The organism is Cobetia sp. MC34 (assembly GCF_018340035.1).
In the GTDB taxonomy this organism is placed as follows: Bacteria; Pseudomonadota; Gammaproteobacteria; order Pseudomonadales; family Halomonadaceae; genus Cobetia; species Cobetia amphilecti.
Genome location: NZ_JADPPY010000023.1, coordinates 1 through 16,375, shown reverse-complemented (window position 1 = coordinate 16,375; position 16,375 = coordinate 1). Strand labels below are relative to the sequence as shown.

Sequence of the window (16,375 nt, the reverse complement as noted above, 5' to 3'; positions counted from 1 at the left end):
GCCTATTTGCGTGTGGGCAGATGCACCTCGGCTCTCAATCCCCCTGCGGCTCCTGTTGAGTAGCTCACGCAACCAGCGTAATGCTTGACGAGATGGGCAAGAATGGAGAGTCCCAGCCCATACCCCGGGTGAGTTTCGTCCTGCCGCCACCCACGCTCGCCAAGATGGGCCAACTGTGCCTGCGGCACCCCCGGACCATCATCCTCGACGCAGAGCACGATCTGGTCACTCTCTATCGTCAATCGGCATTGCACCTGATTGACAGACCACTTGCCCGCATTATCCAGCAATATGCCGAGCATTTCGGTGAAATCCTGTGTCTCGACATTCACCCAGCTATCCGCATGATCATTAGATACGCCCAGACACTCCAGCAAGAAGGTACGCTGCGGATAGATCCCCTGGAACATCTCGATCAAGCGCTGGGCCTCTTCAACCGGGCGTGCTGTCTGACCGGCGCGTGGGCCAGCAATGCGGGCTCGCCTGAGTTCTGTCTCCAGCTGGGAATGAATCGTCTCTACACGTTGGAGCATCTTGCCACGACGTACCTCATTGATCGGTCGCTTGCCACGCAGCACTTGTGTCAGTGCTGTCAGAGGTGTCTTGAGCGCATGGGACAGATTCGCCACAGACTCTCGTGAACGAGACAACCGATGATCAAACTCATCCAGCAGGGTATTGAGCTGTGATACCAGCGCATCAAGCTCGGAAGGGGCCTCAAGCACTATCCGCTTTCGGCGCCCGGACTGGAGTTCACTCAATTGATGACGCAGGACACTCAACGGCCTGAGCCCCCGCCTTACCGCCAGCAGATTGAGTGAGATCAGAATTCCCCACAACAGGATGGCGCTGGCGGCGATCCACCAGTGAACTCGGGTCAAGCCCTGCTCCACTGGCGAGAAATTCTCGGCAATCAGCAATTGCACGGCGTCCCCGCGGATATCGAAGACGTGCCGATAGACCAACAGTGGCTGTTGCTGAAACTGATGCATGAACAACGCATCCCCCTTGCCCTCAAGCAAAGGGAGCATCTGCGTCGGCAAGGCAGGCAGCGAAGTACTGACCTTCTCCCCGACTCGCAACACATAGAAATGATGAAAGCTCAGAGACTCCTCTCGGGCCGCTGCCATGAGCTGGGCAACAGGTCGCTCATCCTTCTTGAGCAAGGTGACGATATGCCATGCCTCATCCTTGAGACGCTCGCCAAGAAAGTCCTTCGCCAGCTCGTGGAGAAAGAAGCCATGCAGATACCAGGCAAACAGCACCACCGCGAGAGATGCTCCTCCCAGGCGGGTCAGCAGGCGAAAACGAAGGCTACGACGATCGATGTGAAACAAGCAGATACCCCTGTCCGCGGCGGGTCTGTATCAAGTCCTTGCCCAGGCGGCGGCGAAGGCGAGCGATATAGACTTCTACCAGATTGGGCGCTGCGGCGTCCTGCTCCAGAGCATATAGCTGATCCAGCAACTGTGCCTTGGAGTGCACTCTGTCTGGATGATGCATGAGGTAGCGCAACAGGCGGAATTCGGTGGCCGTCAAGCTCGCCCACTGCTCTCCATCGCAGCACACACGCTGCGCCTCTTCATCCAGCTGAATTCCGCTCACCTGAAGATACCCATGACTTGCCCCTTGGCGACGCCGAAGTAGCGCATGAAGACGTGCCAGCAACTCTGCTTCATGAAATGGCTTGGTAAGGTAATCATCTGCCCCGCTGCGCAAACCGACGACCTTGTCTTCCCACGTGTCACGGGCCGTGAGAATCAGTATCGGAATATCCACCTGACCTTGACGCCAGCGCTTGAGCAAATCCAACCCGGAGCCGTCCGGTAGTCCCAGATCCAGAATGGCCAGTGCGTACTGCTCGGTTGCCATGAAGGCTTGCGCATCATTCAAATTGGAGGAGACATCCAGTCGATAGCCATTGTCCTCAAGCAGCTCGGCCAGGCTTTCCGCCAGCAGGTCATCATCTTCAAGCAACAACAGCTTCATGCCAGCTTTCTCCTGATCCACAAAACACCCACCGAACACCACAGCATATGGCTAAACCAACATGTCATGGTAAGCCTCACCATCCTATGGGGGAAAGCTGATCACTGGCTGAAAAGACAGCAACATGCAATCTCTCCACCACGCGAAGCCGCTCGAATCTCCCATGTGCTATTCAGCCACGTACGCTTGGCTGGATAGCGCCTCTTGGTCACGGTAGCCTTGCACGCCTGTCAGGCAGGTCATGCGTCATGTCGGCTGCCTGACCCCCTATCCATCTTTATTGGCTATCTCCACAGGATGCCCGCAATGCTCGCCAGTCCCGCCGATTTTCCCTACCTCGCAAGCCTGCTTGAGGGCCTCGCGCAGTATTTCCCACTCTCGTTGCCTATCGTCTGCGCGTTGTTGTTGCTTGCCCTGCTGACGTCAGCCATGTCCGCTGCCGTCGGGGTTGGCGGCGGCACCCTGCTGATCATGTTCATGGCGCAGTTGATGCCTGCCGCTGCCCTGATTCCGGTGCATGGCATGGTGCAGCTGGGCTCCAACGGCGGGCGCATGGCGATGACGTGGCGCCATATCGACATGCGCCGTCTGCTGGCCTTTCTGCCCGGTGTGGCGCTGGGTGCGCTGGTCGCGGCCTGGGTATTGATCCGCTTGCCTGAAGGGGTGCTGGAGCTTTCCATCGCGCTGTTCGTGCTGTTCACCTGCTGGGGGCCGGCACTACCCAAGCGAGCTTTGAGCCGCACGGGCACCTTGATCGCCGGTGCCATCACCACCTTTCTTTCAAGTCTGATCGGTGCCAGCGGCCCACTGGTCGCAAGCTTCATCAAGCAAGGCGGCGGCGCGCGTCACACCAAGGTGGCGACCTTCGCGGCCTGCATGGTCGCGCAACACCTCACCAAGGCGTTCATCTTCGGTATGGCCGGCTTCGTCTTCCAGGAGTGGTTGCCCCTGATCGTGCTGATGATCGGCGCGGGCCTGATCGGCACCCGCCTCGGACTGCGCTTTCTGGATCGCGTCTCCAACCGACACTTCGATGGCCTGTTCAAATGGGCGCTGTCATTGCTGGCGCTCAGGCTTGCCTGGCTGGGTAGCGCTTCTCTGATCAGTCATTGATCCGCCGTCAGCCACGCCCTGATCCGCTTCTCACGCACGGCTCATCTGGCGATCGCGCAGATGATCACAGTTTGTGTCCCTGTCCTCTCGACAGGGATGCCCTGGGTATCACACTCAGCTGGCCTTGTTGCCTGTTCCGCCCATCATGACGCGTCAACATTACCTACCATCAAAAGCGCCCCGCTCAGGCATCAGGCTGAGCGGGGCGCCGCTTGTCATGCGTCAACTACAGATCAGAGAGATCAGAACGGGTACTGGCGGGGCTCGACCTGCAGGCTGACCCACTGGTCGGTGGTGAATTCCTCAAGCACCCAGTCGCCATTGAAGCGCCCAAGGCCGGAGTTCTTCTCACCACCGAAGGGTGCGCGAGGATCATCATTCACCGGCATGTCATTGACGTGCACCATGCCAACCTCGACCTGGCGCGCGAAGCGCTCGCCGCGTGCGATATCCGCGGTGAAGACGGAAGCCGAAAGGCCATATTCGGTGCCATTGGCAAGCTCCAGCGCATGCGCTTCGTCACGGGCCTTCTGGATGCCGACCAGCGGCCCGAAGATCTCGTTGCGCGCCAGACTCATGTCATTGGTGACCTCGGTGAACACATGGGGCGGCAGCAGCTGACCCTGCGTCTCGCCCTCAAGCATCACCCTGGCGCCCTCGCCCTTGGCCGTCTCGATCATCTCGAGCAGACCATCACGCTGTTTGGCATTGATGATCGGCCCGATGACGGTATCGTCCTGTGCGGGGTCGCCGACCTTGAGTGAGCGGGCACGCGCCACGAAGCGATCGACAAAGGCGTCATGGACCGACTCATCGACGATGATGCGGTTGATGGCCATGCAGATCTGCCCCTGATGGAGGAACTTGCCGACCAGAGCGGCGTCCACCGCCTGCTCGATATCCGCATCATCCAGCACCACGAAGGGGCTGTTACCGCCCAGCTCCAGGGCAACATGCTTGAGATGATCACCACCGACGGCGCGCTTGCCGATGCCCTTGCCTACCTGGGTAGAACCGGTGAAGGAGATCAGCCGCGGCACTTCGTGATCCACGAAGGCATCGCCGATCTCGCTGCCGGAACCGACCACCACGCTCAAGACGCCGGCAGGCAGGCCCGCCTCCTCGAACAATCGGGCCAGCAGCAGGCCACCGGTCAGCGGCGTGTCACTCGCCGGCTTGATGACGACGCTGTTGCCAAGCGCCAATGCCGGTGCCAGGGAACGCTGGGTCAAATGCAGCGGGAAATTCCACGGGCTGATGATGCCGATGACACCCAGCGGCTTGCGAAAGACACGGCTCTCCTTGCCCGGCACCTGAGCCTCCATCGCCATCCCGGCCACGCGGTTGGCCATCGCGGCAGATTCCAGCGTGATCGCGCGAGCCGCGGCCAGTTCCGCCTGCGCCTTGATGCGAGTACTGCCGGACTCACGAATCAACCAGCCGAGCAGCTCTTCGCGTCGCTCATCCATCAGCTCCACCACCTTGTGCATCACGCCCGCGCGCTCGCTTGCCGGCGTCTGGGCCCAGTCAGGGTGAACATCGCGCGCCTTGCGATAGCTGGCGTCGAGATCCTCGGCGTTGGCCATGGAAATCGAGAGCAGCGCGCTCTGATCGAAGGGGTCCAACACCTCAAGCGTCTTGCCGGCTCGTCCGGCACGCCATTCACCGGCGAGAGGTAGCTGCTCCAGGTTCTGGTAATCGCGAGGCATGAGTCTCTCCGTGCTATGGGGTTATAGGAGACATGGCGATAGTGTGGCAAAACCCAACCACCGCAACTCAGCTATGCCAGAATGGCACCGCCAACTGAGAGCATCCCCCCTACCGAAACCGAATGAGAGTCAAAGGATGAGCCCTGAAGACCTGCAGAAACTGACGACCCGCCAGATGCCCTATGGCAAGTATGCCGGACGCCTGATTGCCGACCTGCCTGGGGATTATCTAGGCTGGTTTGCGCGCAAGGGGTTTCCGCAGGGCGAGATCGGTCGCCTGCTCGCGCTGATGCACGAGATTGATCACAACGGGTTGAATGCGCTGCTGGAGCCGCTGCGGCGGCGCTGAGGGAGTGAAATATAGAGGGGCTGAGTTAAAGAGGGACTGCGGCTTGCGCAGCGTCGCGGACAAGTCAGCGAGTGGGAATCACGACAGGCGCCCGCTGGCCTCCAGTTGATCGAACATGTCGTGCAGCGTCGTCTCGAGGGGCCGATAGATCAGGCCCAGCTGCTCGCGGCTGCGGGTATTGTCGAAGACGAAGGGATGGCCCACGTTGCGCGCGACGACCTTGCGGGTCACGGCCTTGTTGGCCAGCGGACCCGCCAGCCACACCAGCCATTTGGGCAGCTGGCGAGCGGGAATCGCGTACTGCGGGCCGGCGTGACGGCGCAAGGCCCGCCCCAACTCAATGAAGCTTGAGGAATGCCCGGCGACCAGGTGACGCCCATTGGCCGTGGGCAGAAATCCTGCCGCCAGATGCGCCTCGGCCACATCCCGCACATCCACCACGCCCATGCCGTAATCCGGCGCGCCTATCCTGAGCGTGCCATCACATAGCTGCGTCATCAGGCTGAAGGATTCGCCGCGCGTGTCATCGCTGATCGCGGGGCCGAGCACCAGCGAGGGGTTGATCACCACCAGCCGCCAGCGCGACTGCTGCTCGGCGATCTGCCAGGCGGTCTGTTCCGCCAGCGTCTTGGAATGGGAATAGGCCTGATGCTCAAGCGATGCCGTGGTGTTCCAGACACTCTCGTCAAAACAGCCGCGCGGGGTATCCAGCGCATCGGCATTGTCGCTGTAGATGGCGGCACAGCTGCTGGTCAGCACCACCCGTTCGACACTGGTCTGACGATTGGCCTCTTCCAGCACATTGCGCGTGCCCTCCACTGCCGGACGCACCAAGTCGCGCTCGGGGTCCAGGACACTGACCACGAAGGGCGAGGCAGTATGAAAGACCACCCCACAGCCTGCCATCGCCTGAGCGTAGGAACCCTGTTTGAGCAGATCACTGGCGAAGACACGTAGCTCCCCCGGCAAGCGCTCGCCCAGCGCCATGAGCGCCGTCAGACGCTCGCTATTGCCGGGATCGCGCACGGCGGCATGCACCGTCAGTCCTTCTTCCAGCAAGCGACGAATCAGCTGCCCCGCCACATAGCCGGTCGCGCCGGTCACCAGTACCGGGCGCGATCGCTCCAGCCCTGCCAACAAGGCTTGCGTAGACGCATTGATCGGCATGGACGGACTCCCGGAATGCAGTAATTGGCGATCTGACGGCACAGTGTGCGCGGCAATGGCGTCAGGCAGACAGCTTGACGAACCAGGTCCACAGGCCGCCCAGAATCAGCGACTCGGCGGCGAAGCGGAACAGATGGCGCATCTCGATGCCATCCAGCATCAGCCCCATCAGACGGGCCGTCATGATGCCGGCGATACCTGCCACCGCGAGCGTCACCAGCACCGGCAACACACCCAGGCCGATCGGCGGATACATCAACAGATACCCCACCGCGATGACCCAGCCCCAACGAATGCGCCGCGAGATCGCCGCGCCGGTCTCCTTCGGTACGGTCTGCGGCGTGTCGTTCGGCCCCTTGAAGCGATTGACCAGCTCCGGCACTGCCGCCAGCAGTACCCCTGCTGTCAGCACGAAGCCGCCCAGAATCTGCAATACCATCATCATCGTGCCATCTTCCCTTGTCCGGTAATCAATGGCGCACATGCTACCAATACTGCCGGGCAAATGCCTGACCGGAATGCACGCCCCGGCATCGTCTCGTACATCTTCCCATTCGCGACACGCTGATCTATCATCGCACCATCGTCATTTCGACAAGTCTCGACATATGGACAGATAAGATGAATGACTCCGACAGCCTGCCCGACCCGCAGGCCACGCTGGACACCTTCGCGGCGCTGTCCCAGGCCACGCGTCTGGACACGTTTCGGCTGCTGGTCCGCCATGAGCCACAGGGCCTGCCCGCCGGCGAGATCGCACGCCTTCTCGAGGTGCCGCACAACACGCTCTCGACCCATCTGGGGGTATTGAGCCGCGCGGGGCTGATCCACTCCCAGCGCGAAGGCCGTTCGCTGATCTACCGCGCCAACCTCGAGCACATGCTCGCCACCGTGCAGTTTCTGGTACGTGACTGCTGCGCGGGCTCCTCGGTGGTCTGCGACCCACTGCTGGCCTCACTCACCGTGCCCGACTGCAGCGCCTCTTCTACCCCCTGTGCTTCTCAGGAGCCTCGCAACGATGACTGATTCCGTCCGTACTTCCGGCAAGATCACGATGTATCACAACCCGGCCTGCGGTACGTCACGCAATGTGCTGGCCATGCTCAAGGCCTCCGGCGAGACACCGGAGGTGATCGAGTATCTGGTCACGCCGCCGACGCGCGAGACGCTGGAATCCCTGATTGCCGCCATGGGGGGCGGCCCGCGCCCGCTGCTGCGCCGCAAGGGCACGCCCTATGACGAGCTCAATCTGGATGACCCGGCCTTGAGCGATGCGGCGTTGATCGACGCCATGATGGCCCACCCGATCCTGATCAATCGCCCCATTGTGGTCACGCCGCAGGCCACGCGTCTGTGCCGCCCGTCGGAGGCGGTACTGGAGCTGCTGGACAACCCGGTCGCGCAATACACCAAGGAAGACGGCGACGTCGTTCACGCCCCCAGGACCTGAATCATGAACGCACACACTTCCGACACGTCTCACCTGCCGACAGGCGACACCATGACCAATGAACTCATGCCCGATAAAATCATGTCCGATGAGATGAAAGCGGCACTGGCCGACCTGCCCAATATCGATGCTGAACACTGGCGACCGCTGGAGATCGATCGCCTGGTCGGGCCGGATGCCCCGCGTCACGCGCCGCGCATTCTGGTGCTGTACGGCTCCCTGCGTGAGCGTTCCTTCTCACGCTTCGCCGCCGAGGAAGCGGCGCGCCTGCTGCGTGCCTTCGGTGCCGAGGTGCGCCTTTACTCGCCGGCCGGCCTGCCATTGCCGGATGACTGCGAGGCCGACCATCCCAAGGTGCAGGAGCTGCTCGAGCTGGCCCAGTGGTCCGAGGGCATGCTGTGGGCGAGCCCGGAGCGCCACGGCGCGATGACATCGATCATGAAGGCGCAGATCGACTGGATCCCCCTGTCACTGGGCGGCGTGCGCCCCACCCAGGGCAAGACGCTGGCCATCCTGCAGGTCAGTGGCGGCAGCCAGAGCTTCAACAGCGTCAACCAGCTGCGCATTCTGGGCCGCTGGATGCGCATGCTGACCATCCCCAACCAGTCATCCGTGCCCAAGGCCTTCAATGAATTCGACGAGCATGGCCGCATGCGCATGTCACCTCTTTATCTGCGCATCGTCGATGTCTGTGAAGAGCTGATGAAGTTCACCTGGATGAACCGCGACCGCAGCGCCTATCTGACCGAGCGCTACTCGGAGCGTGTCGAGAGCGCCGAAGAGGTCTCCCGACGCGTCAATCAGAGCACGATCTGACGCAATCCGCGGTCGCACACGCGGCTTCTCACTTACTCTTCACCCTCGACAAGGAGACGTCATGCTTGCCTTGGCAATCTTCGCCATCACGCTGGCACTGGTGATCTGGCAGCCACGTGGGCTGGGCATCGGCACCAGCGCCCTAGGCGGCGCCGTGGTCGCGCTGGCCTGTGGCGTGGTCAATCTGCCGGATGTGCTGGTGGTCTGGGATATCGTCTGGGACGCCACCTTCACCTTCGTGGCGCTGATCATCATCTCGCTGATCCTCGATGAGGCGGGCTTCTTCAGCTGGGCCGCACTGCATGTCGCGCGCTGGGGCGGCGGCAACGGACGCAAGCTGTTCCCGCTCATCGTGCTGCTGGGCGCGGTGATCGCGGCCTTCTTCGCCAATGATGGCGCCGCCCTGCTGCTGACGCCGATCGTGATCGCGATTCTGGTGCGCCTGGAATTCTCGGCGGCGGCCTCGCTGGCCTTCATCATCGCCACCGGCTTCGTGGCCGACTCCACCAGCCTGCCGCTGGTGATCTCGAATCTGGTCAACATCGTCAGCGCCAACTACTTCGACATCTCCTTCACGCATTACGCCGCCGTGATGGTGCCGGTCGATCTGATCGCGCTGGCCGCCACGCTGATCGTGCTGTGGCTGATGTTCCGCAAGGAGCTGCCCTCGCACTACGCGCTGGAGAAGCTCGAGGCACCGTCAAGCGCCATCAAGGACCGCCAGGTATTCCGCGCGGCCTTCCCGCTGCTGGGGGTGCTGCTGGTGTCCTACTTCGTGACCGCGCCGCTGGGCATTCCGCTCGCCGTCGTCACCGGCAGCGCCGCGCTGATTCTGCTGGCCATCGCCGGGCGCTGGCTGGGCAGCGGTGATGCCGTGATAGAACTCGGCCCGGTGCTGCGCGGGGCGCCGTGGCAGATCGTGCTGTTCTCGGTGGGCATGTATCTGGTGGTCTACGGGCTGGGCAATGCCGGCCTGACCGATCACGCCAGCGACATCCTCGCCTGGCTTGCCAGTCAGGGCGAGCTGGTCGCCACCCTCGGCACCGGCGTGCTGGCCGCCGTCACCGCCTCGGTGATGAACAACATGCCTGCCACGCTGATCGGCGCGCTGGCCATCGACCACCTCACCGCGCAGCAGGTCAATGACGCGACGCGTGAGCTGATGGTCTACGCCAACGTGATCGGCAATGATCTGGGGCCCAAGTTCACCCCGATCGGCAGCCTCGCCACACTGCTGTGGCTGCATGTGCTCGATCAGAAAGGCCATCACATCAGCTGGGGGCAGTACATGAAGGTCGGCCTGGTGCTGACGCCGCCGGTGCTGATCGCCACCCTGCTCGGCCTGTGGGCCTGGCTGGGCGTACTCAACGGCTGACGGCCCGCCATCTCCTGGCCAAGGGCCATGGCTCAGATCCCGACCCATGCCGTCATGACATGAGCACTTGCACAAGAAAGCCCCGCCGCATCCCGGCGGGGCTTTTGCGTTGTGTGCGCCATTGACTGGCAGCGAGATGTCCGCCGTCAGAGCTGGCGGCGGCTGACGATGACTCCACTGTCGGCCGCTTCACCCTCGGCGGCGATCTCCGCGCGCATCCAGTCGCAGAATTGCTGCACGTGCCTGGCGGGCTGCGGATGATGGAACAGCCAGTAGGCACGCTGGGGATTGGCGGCCATCTCGAACAGGCATTCCAGGGTGCCGTCCTCAAGCTCCTTGCGGATCAGGCGTGGCGGACACAGCGCGACCCCCTGCCCCGCGACCACCGCAGCACTCAGCAGACTGAAGTCCTGATAGAGATCGCCCTTGTCGAGCTGGGAGGGATACAGCCCGCAATTGTTGAACCAGTCATGCCAGGGCTGGCGCGACTGATCGTGGATCAGCTCCAGCTTCAACAGATCCGCCGGCTGGGTCGGGCGGCGGTGATGCTCCAGATACAGCGGACTGGCCACCGGCTGAGTGGCCCCCGAGAACAAGCGGAACGCCTGTGACGACTTGTCCGGGAGTTCGTCCTGCCAGGTGATCATCACATCGACCTCCGGCAGCAGCCCCCGCGCACTGATGCCGGCATATTGCAGGCTGACCGCGATATCGGGGCATTGCTCGCGAAAGCTGTTGAGCCGCGGGATCAGCCAGCGCACCGCCACCGAGGGAAGACAGCTGACGCGCAGCTGACGCCGCTGATGCACGCCTTGTGGGTCGACCTCGAATTCGGCCACCGACTGCTCGATTCTGGCAAAGCCGGCCTGCAGGCCATCGGCCAGTCGGCGTCCGGCGTGTGACAGCACCACGCCGCGTCCAGCCCGCTCCAGCAGACTGACCTCCAGCGTGGCCTCCAGGCGGCGGATCTGGTGACTCACCGCCGACTGGGTGATGTTGAGCTCATCCGCAGCCGCGGTGATGCTCCCCAGGCGTGACACGACCTCGAAGGCATTGAGCGATGACAGACTGGGTCGCATGGGATGTCCTTGATGACTGGCCTGGCCGGGGGCCAGAAACCGGGTGCCGAGTGCCTGTGCCAAGCGCTGTGCTGCGCGCTGAGCTGAGCGCTGAGCTGAGCGCCCTGATGGAAGAAAGGCGTCAATCAGCATGTGACGGCAATCCATGACATGAAGTCATAGGTTAAACGAAAAATGGTCAGTTTTCTGCAATCCACCTCATGGCTAAGGTGAAGGTGTCAGTGATATTGCCAGCTCCCCGCTGCTTGTTCCGCGCAAGCCTGCTGCAACACGACACCACTGGTGAACAATAACAAGACGCCTCGGCGTCACCATGAGGTCTCCTAGGATGAACTTACCTGTCCTGCTGTCGTTCGGGCTCTATCTGCTGCTGATGCTGGGCATCGGCATCTACTTCTATCGCATCACCCACAATCTGTCGGATTACATACTCGGGGGACGCGGCTTGCCGCCAAGCGTCGCGGCCTTGAGTGCCGGCGCTTCCGATCTCAGCGGCTGGGCTCTGATGGGCCTGCCCGGCGCCATCTTCAGTGGTGGCCTCTCGCAAGCCTGGATCGCGGTCTGGACCCTGGTCGGCGTCTACCTGAACTGGACCCTGGTCGCCGAGCGACTGCGCGTGTTCACCGAAGCGGCCGGCAATGCGCTGACGGTGCCGGATTATCTGGAAGCGCGTTTCGAAGACCGCTCACGCGTGCTGCGTACCCTGTCTTCCGTGGTCATGCTGGTGTTCTTCACCTTCTATGTTTCGGCGGGTCTGGTCGGTGGTGCCGTGCTGTTCGAAGGTCTCTTCGATATCGATTACCGCGTCGCACTGTGGTTGGGCGCGCTGGTCATCGTCGGCTATACCTTCCTCGGTGGCTTCCTCGCCGCTTCGTGGACCGACCTCATCCAGGGCCTGATGATGGCCGCCTCGCTGTGTGCCGTGGCTGCCATGACGGCAGTGGCGCTGTTCGGCGATGGCGCAGCCGCCTCGGCAGCGGCGCAGGATGTCGCCCCCATCGGTGGCCTGATGGAAGGCGTGACCTTCCTGGGCATGCTGTCGCTGGCCGGCTGGGCGATCGGCTACTGTGGCCAGCCACACGTCGTGGTGCGTTTCATGGCCGTGCGCAAGCGTGAAGATATCAAGGTGTCGCGGCGTATCGCCCTGCTGTGGTCCGCCATCACCATGGCGGCTGCGGTATCAGTGGGCGTGCTGGGTTACTACTGGTTCGGCGGTGAGCTGGGTGGCGGTCTCACTGACAGCGAGCGTGTCTTCATCTCCCTGAGCCAGATCATGCTCAACCCCTGGGTGGCAGGCTTCATTCTGGCCGGCGTCCTGGCCGCGATCATGAGCACCGTCGATTCCCAGCTGCTGGTCTGCTCCAGCGCCATCGCCGAAGACATCTACCGTGGCCTGATTCGCCCCAAGGCGACGCAGAAGGAGCTGGTCTGGCTGAGCCGTGCCAGCGTGATCGGCATCGCTCTGCTGGCCACCGTGATGGGCAGCGAGCGTGACAGCAGCATCCTTGGCCTGGTGTCCTACGCCTGGGGTGGCTTCGGCGCCGCCTTCGGTCCCGTCATCCTGCTGTCACTGTTCTGGCGTGGCATGACCCGCAATGGCGCCATCGCCGGCCTGCTGGTCGGTGCCCTCACCGTCGCGATCTGGAAGCCGCTGAGCGGCGGCCCGCTGGAGATATTCGACATGTTCGAGGTCGTACCCGGCTTCCTGTTCGCCCTGATCGCCATCGTCCTCGTCAGCCGCATGAACGCAGAACCTGCCGCCAGCGCCTGCTTCGACCGTCTGATGAAGCACTGGCGCCGCGAACAGGCCTGACCCCGCGCAGGGGGACCGAGAACCTCCCCCTGTGCCCTGCAGATACCGCCACTGCCGGCCATCACACTTGCCGGCAGTGCACGAAAGCCCCCAGCCGGGCAGCGAATTCCAGGCAGTCCGGCCTGGTCATCAGATCCAATTTCGATTTACGAGGAGTCCTGTCATGAGTGATGTACCTGCCGCCTATCAAGCCAGCAAGGGTTCGATTCTGGACGTCGATCGCGACTTCTACGACAGCCTCACCGAAGGCAAGGCCGAGCGCACCCTGGTCGCGACCCATACCGTGCCGCTGCGCGATGGCCTGGCGTGGGAAGTGCCGGCGGGCCACGTGCTGCGCATCAAGATCACCGAGGGTTCACAGGTCGGCGATTTCAACATGTGGAACCTGCACAACCCGCGTGAGCGCATGTGGGCGTCTCGCACCCGCCAGCTGCAGCGCGCACATGTCAGCACCTATGATCGCCTGTGGTCCACACTGCCCTACCTGCGCCCGATGGCGACCATCATCGATGACACCCTCGCCGACTATGGCGTCGATGCAGAAGGCGGTCGCGTGCATGACCTGCTGGGCACGCGCTGCGACCCCTACGTCAATCGCCTGCTGACCGGCGAGGACTTCGATCACCACTGCCACTCCAACCTGGTGCGCGCGGTGGAGCCCTGGGGCCTGACCGAATTCGATATCCATGATGTGCTCAACATCTTCCAATGCACCGGCCTCAACAATGAAGATAAGTACTTCATGAAGGCCTGCCCGGCACGCAAGGGCGATTACCTGGAGTTCTTCGCCGAGACGGACCTGCTGTGCGCGATGTCCTGCTGCCCGGGCGGCGATCTGTCAGTGGACCTGTGGGGCCCTGATGCGCGAGACCCGCTCGAGACCTGCAACCCGCTCGGTGTCGAGATCTATCGACTGGAAGGCGATGTACTCGCAGGCTGGGAGTCGCCCAAGGTCGCGGCTTACGCCGGTAACCACGGCCGCCAGCACCCCGCAACCGACTGGGCCGCCATCAAGCGTGAACGCTGCTGCTGATGCGGATTTTGAAACGCTGATCGTCTTTATCGGGTACTGATGCAACAAAGCCCCCTGCCGAGACTCTCGACAGGGGGCTTTGCCTTTCATGTACGGACATCGCCGTCTCACCCTTGGCGGGTCTGCTCATACAAACGGCGATGTTCGGCGTGCAGCGATGTCCAGAGCGGCGCCATGCGGGCAATCAGGCGAGGATCAAACTGCTTGCCGGATTCCTCGCTGAACAATCCGACCAGACGCTTCAACGACCAACCCGGCTTGTAGGCGCGCGGCGAGGCCAGGGCATCGAAGACATCCATCATCGCGGCCACCTGACAATGCAGTGGCAAGGCACCCCCGGCGGACCCGGCAGGATACCCTTGGCCATTCCAGCCCTCGTGGTGGGTAATCGCCACCAGGCTGGCCAGCGCTCTCAGGGGGCCGCGCAGCGTAAACAACAGGCGTCCGCCATGACTGGCATGATCGCGCATAGTGACACGCTCCTCATCACTGAGCGCACGCGGGGCATTCAGAAGCTCCGTCGAGATCCCGACCTTGCCGATATCATGCAGCAAGGCCGCGCTATGCAAGTCATGCAGTGGCACCTTGCGCTGACCGGGCCCCAACAGCCTTGCGTAGAGAAATACCGTCAGCCCCGCCACCCGCCAGGAATGCGCCAGAGTATCGCCATGATGACGATGAAGGAGGCGCGCCAGGGCCAGAACTCCGGGTTCGAGCGTCTTCGCCCCGGGGGGCGGCATGAAGAGGTAATCCGGCAAGGGGGCATCACCGGCATGCGCGAAACGCATCGCGCGCAGGGCATCTTCCATGGAGCCTCCCTGTTCAATCTGCCTATAAAGAGTCGCGAGTCATCAGGGGGCTCATGATCGATGCACCAGATAGGGTCGCATCAGCCCAGAGTGACGAGCGCCTATTTCTCGTTCTTTTTTAGATTTATGTTTCACATTCGTCTCGCAAGCTCGGGCCTTCATATCCGTTTTGAAGACCAGCTCTTCCAAGACCCTGCACTTGCTAAAAAGGGCTTGCTAAAAAGGACTTGATAGACAGCACTTGATAGACAGCACTTGATAGAAAGCACGTGATAGAAAGCACGTGATAAAAGGTACTTGGTGAATATTAGGCGATAATAATGATGCACCTCAATGTTTCCTTCATCAAATCCTTGCCTCATCCGTATTGCAGCATGACGCATACCGCGCTCAGAGACGCGCGCATATTATCTCGCGAACCATTCCAGCAGATGCTCGATCAAGCGCACCGTGCGCAGCGGGCGATGGCGCTCACGATGATAGATCAATGACAACGGCACATCCGCCGGCTGCCAGTCACTCAGCAACTCCTGCAGCTCCCCTCGCGCGATGGCTGATTCACAGTAGAGCCTGGGCACGCGAATGATGCCGTTGCCGGCGATGGCACCACTGACCAGCACATGCCCGTTGCGGCACTCAAGCTGGCCACCGACGTCCACCTGCAACTCGCGAGGCTCTGCCCCGCGTGCAGTGAAGGACCAGCGCGAGACCGAGCCGACCAGGCAGCGGTGATCCACCAGCTCGCCGGGCGTATTCGGGGCGCCATGGCGAGCGAGATAGTCGGGGCTGGCCACCACCACGTAGGGCAATGTCATCAGCGGACGCGCGATGAAGTCGGCATCCTCGAGGGCGCCCATGCGCAGGGCGATATCGAAATCATCACGAATCAGGTTCACGCGATGACTGCTGAAATCCAGCTCCACCTGCACTTGCGGCCAGGTCTGCATGAAGGCGTGCACGGCGGGTGCCAGCAGCCGCTCGCCGATCGGCCCGCCGACGCTGTTGATGCGCAGCCTCCCGCGCATGGCGTTGCGCTCCTCACGTACCAGCGTCACGATCTGGGTGATGTCGCCCAACGCACTGCGACACTGGGCATGCAGCAGATGGCCGCTCTCGGTGAGTCGCAACGAGCGTGTCGAGCGCTGCATCAGCGACACGCCAAGTGCCTGTTCAAGCGCAGTCACCTGTTTGGAGACCTGCGACCGCGACACGCCCAACTGCTCGGCGGCGCGGGTGAAGCTGCCATGATCCGCCGTCATGACGAAGGCACGAATATCGGCCAGAGGAAGCGACTCGAGCATGGGGCTCTCCAGAGGTGTGATGTCGAGAGGGAACACAGAGGCAGGCACGCCAAGACACTCAATCGAAGATACTCGACCGAAGACACGTAATTGAAGACACGGGATCGAAGACAGTCAGTCACGGAGCATCATGCCAGCAGTCTACCAGCCGCATTGACGTCTGCTGGCACAAGGTCTTCAAGACGACAAATGACGCGTGAAGATCCTTGGCGTTAGATAACGCATACAAAAAGGGGCGCTGATGAGCGTAATGCCAGTCAGTTAACACTGACTGGCATTTTTCTTGGCCGGATACTTCTGCGGCCGGCGCCTGACCGATCGAGGATAAGACCGTTCGCGTCGTTCCGGTAAAACGAACGACGGTGCCATGTC

At 62.1% G+C, this 16,375-nt stretch carries 17 protein-coding genes; 8 read left to right on the top strand and 9 right to left on the bottom strand.

What is annotated here, in order from left to right:
- Window positions 1–2 precede the first annotated feature (2 nt).
- Together IZU87_RS12290 and IZU87_RS12285 are read right to left on the bottom strand one after the other, a co-directional pair.
- Window positions 3–1,337, bottom strand: coding sequence for an ATP-binding protein (locus IZU87_RS12290; RefSeq protein WP_249330580.1), 1,335 nt, complete (start codon window positions 1,335–1,337; stop codon window positions 3–5).
- Window positions 1,315–1,989: a response regulator gene (locus IZU87_RS12285; protein WP_131431957.1), complete on the bottom strand. Its 675-nt coding sequence runs from the start codon at window positions 1,987–1,989 to the stop codon at window positions 1,315–1,317. Before IZU87_RS12285 ends, IZU87_RS12290 begins: the two co-directional genes overlap by 23 nt.
- Before the next feature lie 306 nt (window positions 1,990–2,295).
- On the opposite strand from IZU87_RS12285, the gene IZU87_RS12280 reads away from it, so the two are divergent.
- A complete protein-coding gene (locus IZU87_RS12280) occupies window positions 2,296–3,102 on the top strand; it encodes a sulfite exporter TauE/SafE family protein (RefSeq protein ID WP_213114690.1) in 807 nt (268 codons plus the stop codon).
- A 242-nt stretch (window positions 3,103–3,344) separates the two neighbouring features.
- On the opposite strand, the gene IZU87_RS12275 is transcribed toward IZU87_RS12280, so the two are convergent.
- A complete protein-coding gene (locus IZU87_RS12275; protein WP_213114689.1) occupies window positions 3,345–4,811 on the bottom strand; it encodes an aldehyde dehydrogenase family protein in 1,467 nt (488 codons plus the stop codon).
- A gap of 136 nt (window positions 4,812–4,947) precedes the next feature.
- Here IZU87_RS12275 and IZU87_RS12270 point away from each other — a divergent pair, with 136 nt between their 5' ends.
- On the top strand, window positions 4,948–5,160 hold the full coding sequence (locus tag IZU87_RS12270; protein ID WP_052384432.1) for a DUF3820 family protein: 213 nt from the start codon (window positions 4,948–4,950) through the stop codon (window positions 5,158–5,160).
- 78 nt (window positions 5,161–5,238) lie between these two features.
- Here the strand turns inward: IZU87_RS12270 and IZU87_RS12265 are convergent, their stop codons facing one another.
- Window positions 5,239–6,327 (bottom strand): NAD-dependent epimerase/dehydratase family protein, encoded by a 1,089-nt coding sequence (locus IZU87_RS12265; protein ID WP_213114688.1) that lies wholly within the window; start codon window positions 6,325–6,327, stop codon window positions 5,239–5,241.
- Between the two features lie 61 nt (window positions 6,328–6,388).
- The gene (locus IZU87_RS12260; protein ID WP_043332759.1) at window positions 6,389–6,772 is read right to left on the bottom strand and encodes a hypothetical protein; all 384 of its coding nucleotides are present in this window, start codon (window positions 6,770–6,772) and stop codon (window positions 6,389–6,391) included.
- 176 nt (window positions 6,773–6,948) lie between these two features.
- Between IZU87_RS12260 and IZU87_RS12255 the strand changes: the two genes are divergently transcribed.
- The 4 genes from IZU87_RS12255 (at window position 6,949) to IZU87_RS12240 (ending at window position 9,968) form a co-directional block, all read left to right on the top strand.
- Window positions 6,949–7,353, top strand: a complete 405-nt coding sequence (locus tag IZU87_RS12255; RefSeq protein WP_213114687.1) for an ArsR/SmtB family transcription factor — start codon at window positions 6,949–6,951, stop codon at window positions 7,351–7,353.
- Entirely contained in the window at window positions 7,346–7,777 is a 432-nt protein-coding gene (arsC, locus tag IZU87_RS12250; protein ID WP_213114686.1) for an arsenate reductase (glutaredoxin), read from the top strand. The genes IZU87_RS12255 and arsC overlap by 8 nt, the downstream gene beginning before the upstream one ends.
- Window positions 7,778–7,870: 93 nt before the next feature.
- Window positions 7,871–8,593 (top strand): arsenical resistance protein ArsH, encoded by a 723-nt coding sequence (gene arsH, locus IZU87_RS12245; RefSeq protein WP_463080432.1) that lies wholly within the window; start codon window positions 7,871–7,873, stop codon window positions 8,591–8,593.
- 61 nt (window positions 8,594–8,654) lie between these two features.
- Window positions 8,655–9,968 carry an arsenic transporter gene (locus IZU87_RS12240; RefSeq protein ID WP_213114685.1) on the top strand — a complete coding sequence of 438 codons (1,314 nt, stop codon included), beginning with the start codon at window positions 8,655–8,657 and terminating at the stop codon, window positions 9,966–9,968.
- A 146-nt stretch (window positions 9,969–10,114) separates the two neighbouring features.
- On the opposite strand, the gene IZU87_RS12235 is transcribed toward IZU87_RS12240, so the two are convergent.
- Window positions 10,115–11,047, bottom strand: a complete 933-nt coding sequence (locus tag IZU87_RS12235; protein WP_213114684.1) for a LysR substrate-binding domain-containing protein — start codon at window positions 11,045–11,047, stop codon at window positions 10,115–10,117.
- Window positions 11,048–11,375: 328 nt separating this feature from the next.
- Between IZU87_RS12235 and putP the strand changes: the two genes are divergently transcribed.
- On the top strand, window positions 11,376–12,860 hold the full coding sequence (putP, locus tag IZU87_RS12230) for a sodium/proline symporter PutP (protein ID WP_213114683.1): 1,485 nt from the start codon (window positions 11,376–11,378) through the stop codon (window positions 12,858–12,860).
- A gap of 163 nt (window positions 12,861–13,023) precedes the next feature.
- Window positions 13,024–13,893 (top strand): urea carboxylase-associated family protein, encoded by an 870-nt coding sequence (locus IZU87_RS12225; RefSeq protein ID WP_213114682.1) that lies wholly within the window; start codon window positions 13,024–13,026, stop codon window positions 13,891–13,893.
- Between the two features lie 107 nt (window positions 13,894–14,000).
- On the opposite strand, the gene IZU87_RS12220 is transcribed toward IZU87_RS12225, so the two are convergent.
- The 3 genes from IZU87_RS12220 to IZU87_RS12210 form a co-directional block, all read right to left on the bottom strand.
- The gene (locus IZU87_RS12220; RefSeq protein WP_213114681.1) at window positions 14,001–14,702 is read right to left on the bottom strand and encodes an HD-GYP domain-containing protein; all 702 of its coding nucleotides are present in this window, start codon (window positions 14,700–14,702) and stop codon (window positions 14,001–14,003) included.
- Window positions 14,703–15,109: 407 nt separating this feature from the next.
- Entirely contained in the window at window positions 15,110–16,003 is an 894-nt protein-coding gene (locus IZU87_RS12215; protein ID WP_213114680.1) for a LysR family transcriptional regulator, read from the bottom strand.
- Window positions 16,004–16,121: 118 nt separating this feature from the next.
- Window positions 16,122–16,375: hypothetical protein (locus IZU87_RS12210; RefSeq protein WP_213114723.1), on the bottom strand; the 254-nt coding region annotated here is incomplete at its 5' end.

Bases quoted from the DNA above. Each gene is read 5' to 3' on its own strand.
- IZU87_RS12285 (WP_131431957.1), bottom strand. From the start codon at position 1,989: ATGAAGCTGTTGTTGCTTGAAGATGATGACCTGCTGGCGGAAAGCCTG.
- IZU87_RS12280 (WP_213114690.1), top strand. From the start codon at position 2,296: ATGCTCGCCAGTCCCGCCGATTTTCCCTACCTCGCAAGCCTGCTTGAG.
- IZU87_RS12275 (WP_213114689.1), bottom strand. From the start codon at position 4,811: ATGCCTCGCGATTACCAGAACCTGGAGCAGCTACCTCTCGCCGGTGAA.
- IZU87_RS12270 (WP_052384432.1), top strand. From the start codon at position 4,948: ATGAGCCCTGAAGACCTGCAGAAACTGACGACCCGCCAGATGCCCTAT.
- IZU87_RS12265 (WP_213114688.1), bottom strand. From the start codon at position 6,327: ATGCCGATCAATGCGTCTACGCAAGCCTTGTTGGCAGGGCTGGAGCGA.
- IZU87_RS12260 (WP_043332759.1), bottom strand. From the start codon at position 6,772: ATGATGATGGTATTGCAGATTCTGGGCGGCTTCGTGCTGACAGCAGGG.
- IZU87_RS12255 (WP_213114687.1), top strand. From the start codon at position 6,949: ATGAATGACTCCGACAGCCTGCCCGACCCGCAGGCCACGCTGGACACC.
- arsC (WP_213114686.1), top strand. From the start codon at position 7,346: ATGACTGATTCCGTCCGTACTTCCGGCAAGATCACGATGTATCACAAC.
- arsH (WP_463080432.1), top strand. From the start codon at position 7,871: ATGAAAGCGGCACTGGCCGACCTGCCCAATATCGATGCTGAACACTGG.
- IZU87_RS12240 (WP_213114685.1), top strand. From the start codon at position 8,655: ATGCTTGCCTTGGCAATCTTCGCCATCACGCTGGCACTGGTGATCTGG.
- IZU87_RS12235 (WP_213114684.1), bottom strand. From the start codon at position 11,047: ATGCGACCCAGTCTGTCATCGCTCAATGCCTTCGAGGTCGTGTCACGC.
- putP (WP_213114683.1), top strand. From the start codon at position 11,376: ATGAACTTACCTGTCCTGCTGTCGTTCGGGCTCTATCTGCTGCTGATG.
- IZU87_RS12225 (WP_213114682.1), top strand. From the start codon at position 13,024: ATGAGTGATGTACCTGCCGCCTATCAAGCCAGCAAGGGTTCGATTCTG.
- IZU87_RS12220 (WP_213114681.1), bottom strand. From the start codon at position 14,702: ATGGAAGATGCCCTGCGCGCGATGCGTTTCGCGCATGCCGGTGATGCC.
- IZU87_RS12215 (WP_213114680.1), bottom strand. From the start codon at position 16,003: ATGCTCGAGTCGCTTCCTCTGGCCGATATTCGTGCCTTCGTCATGACG.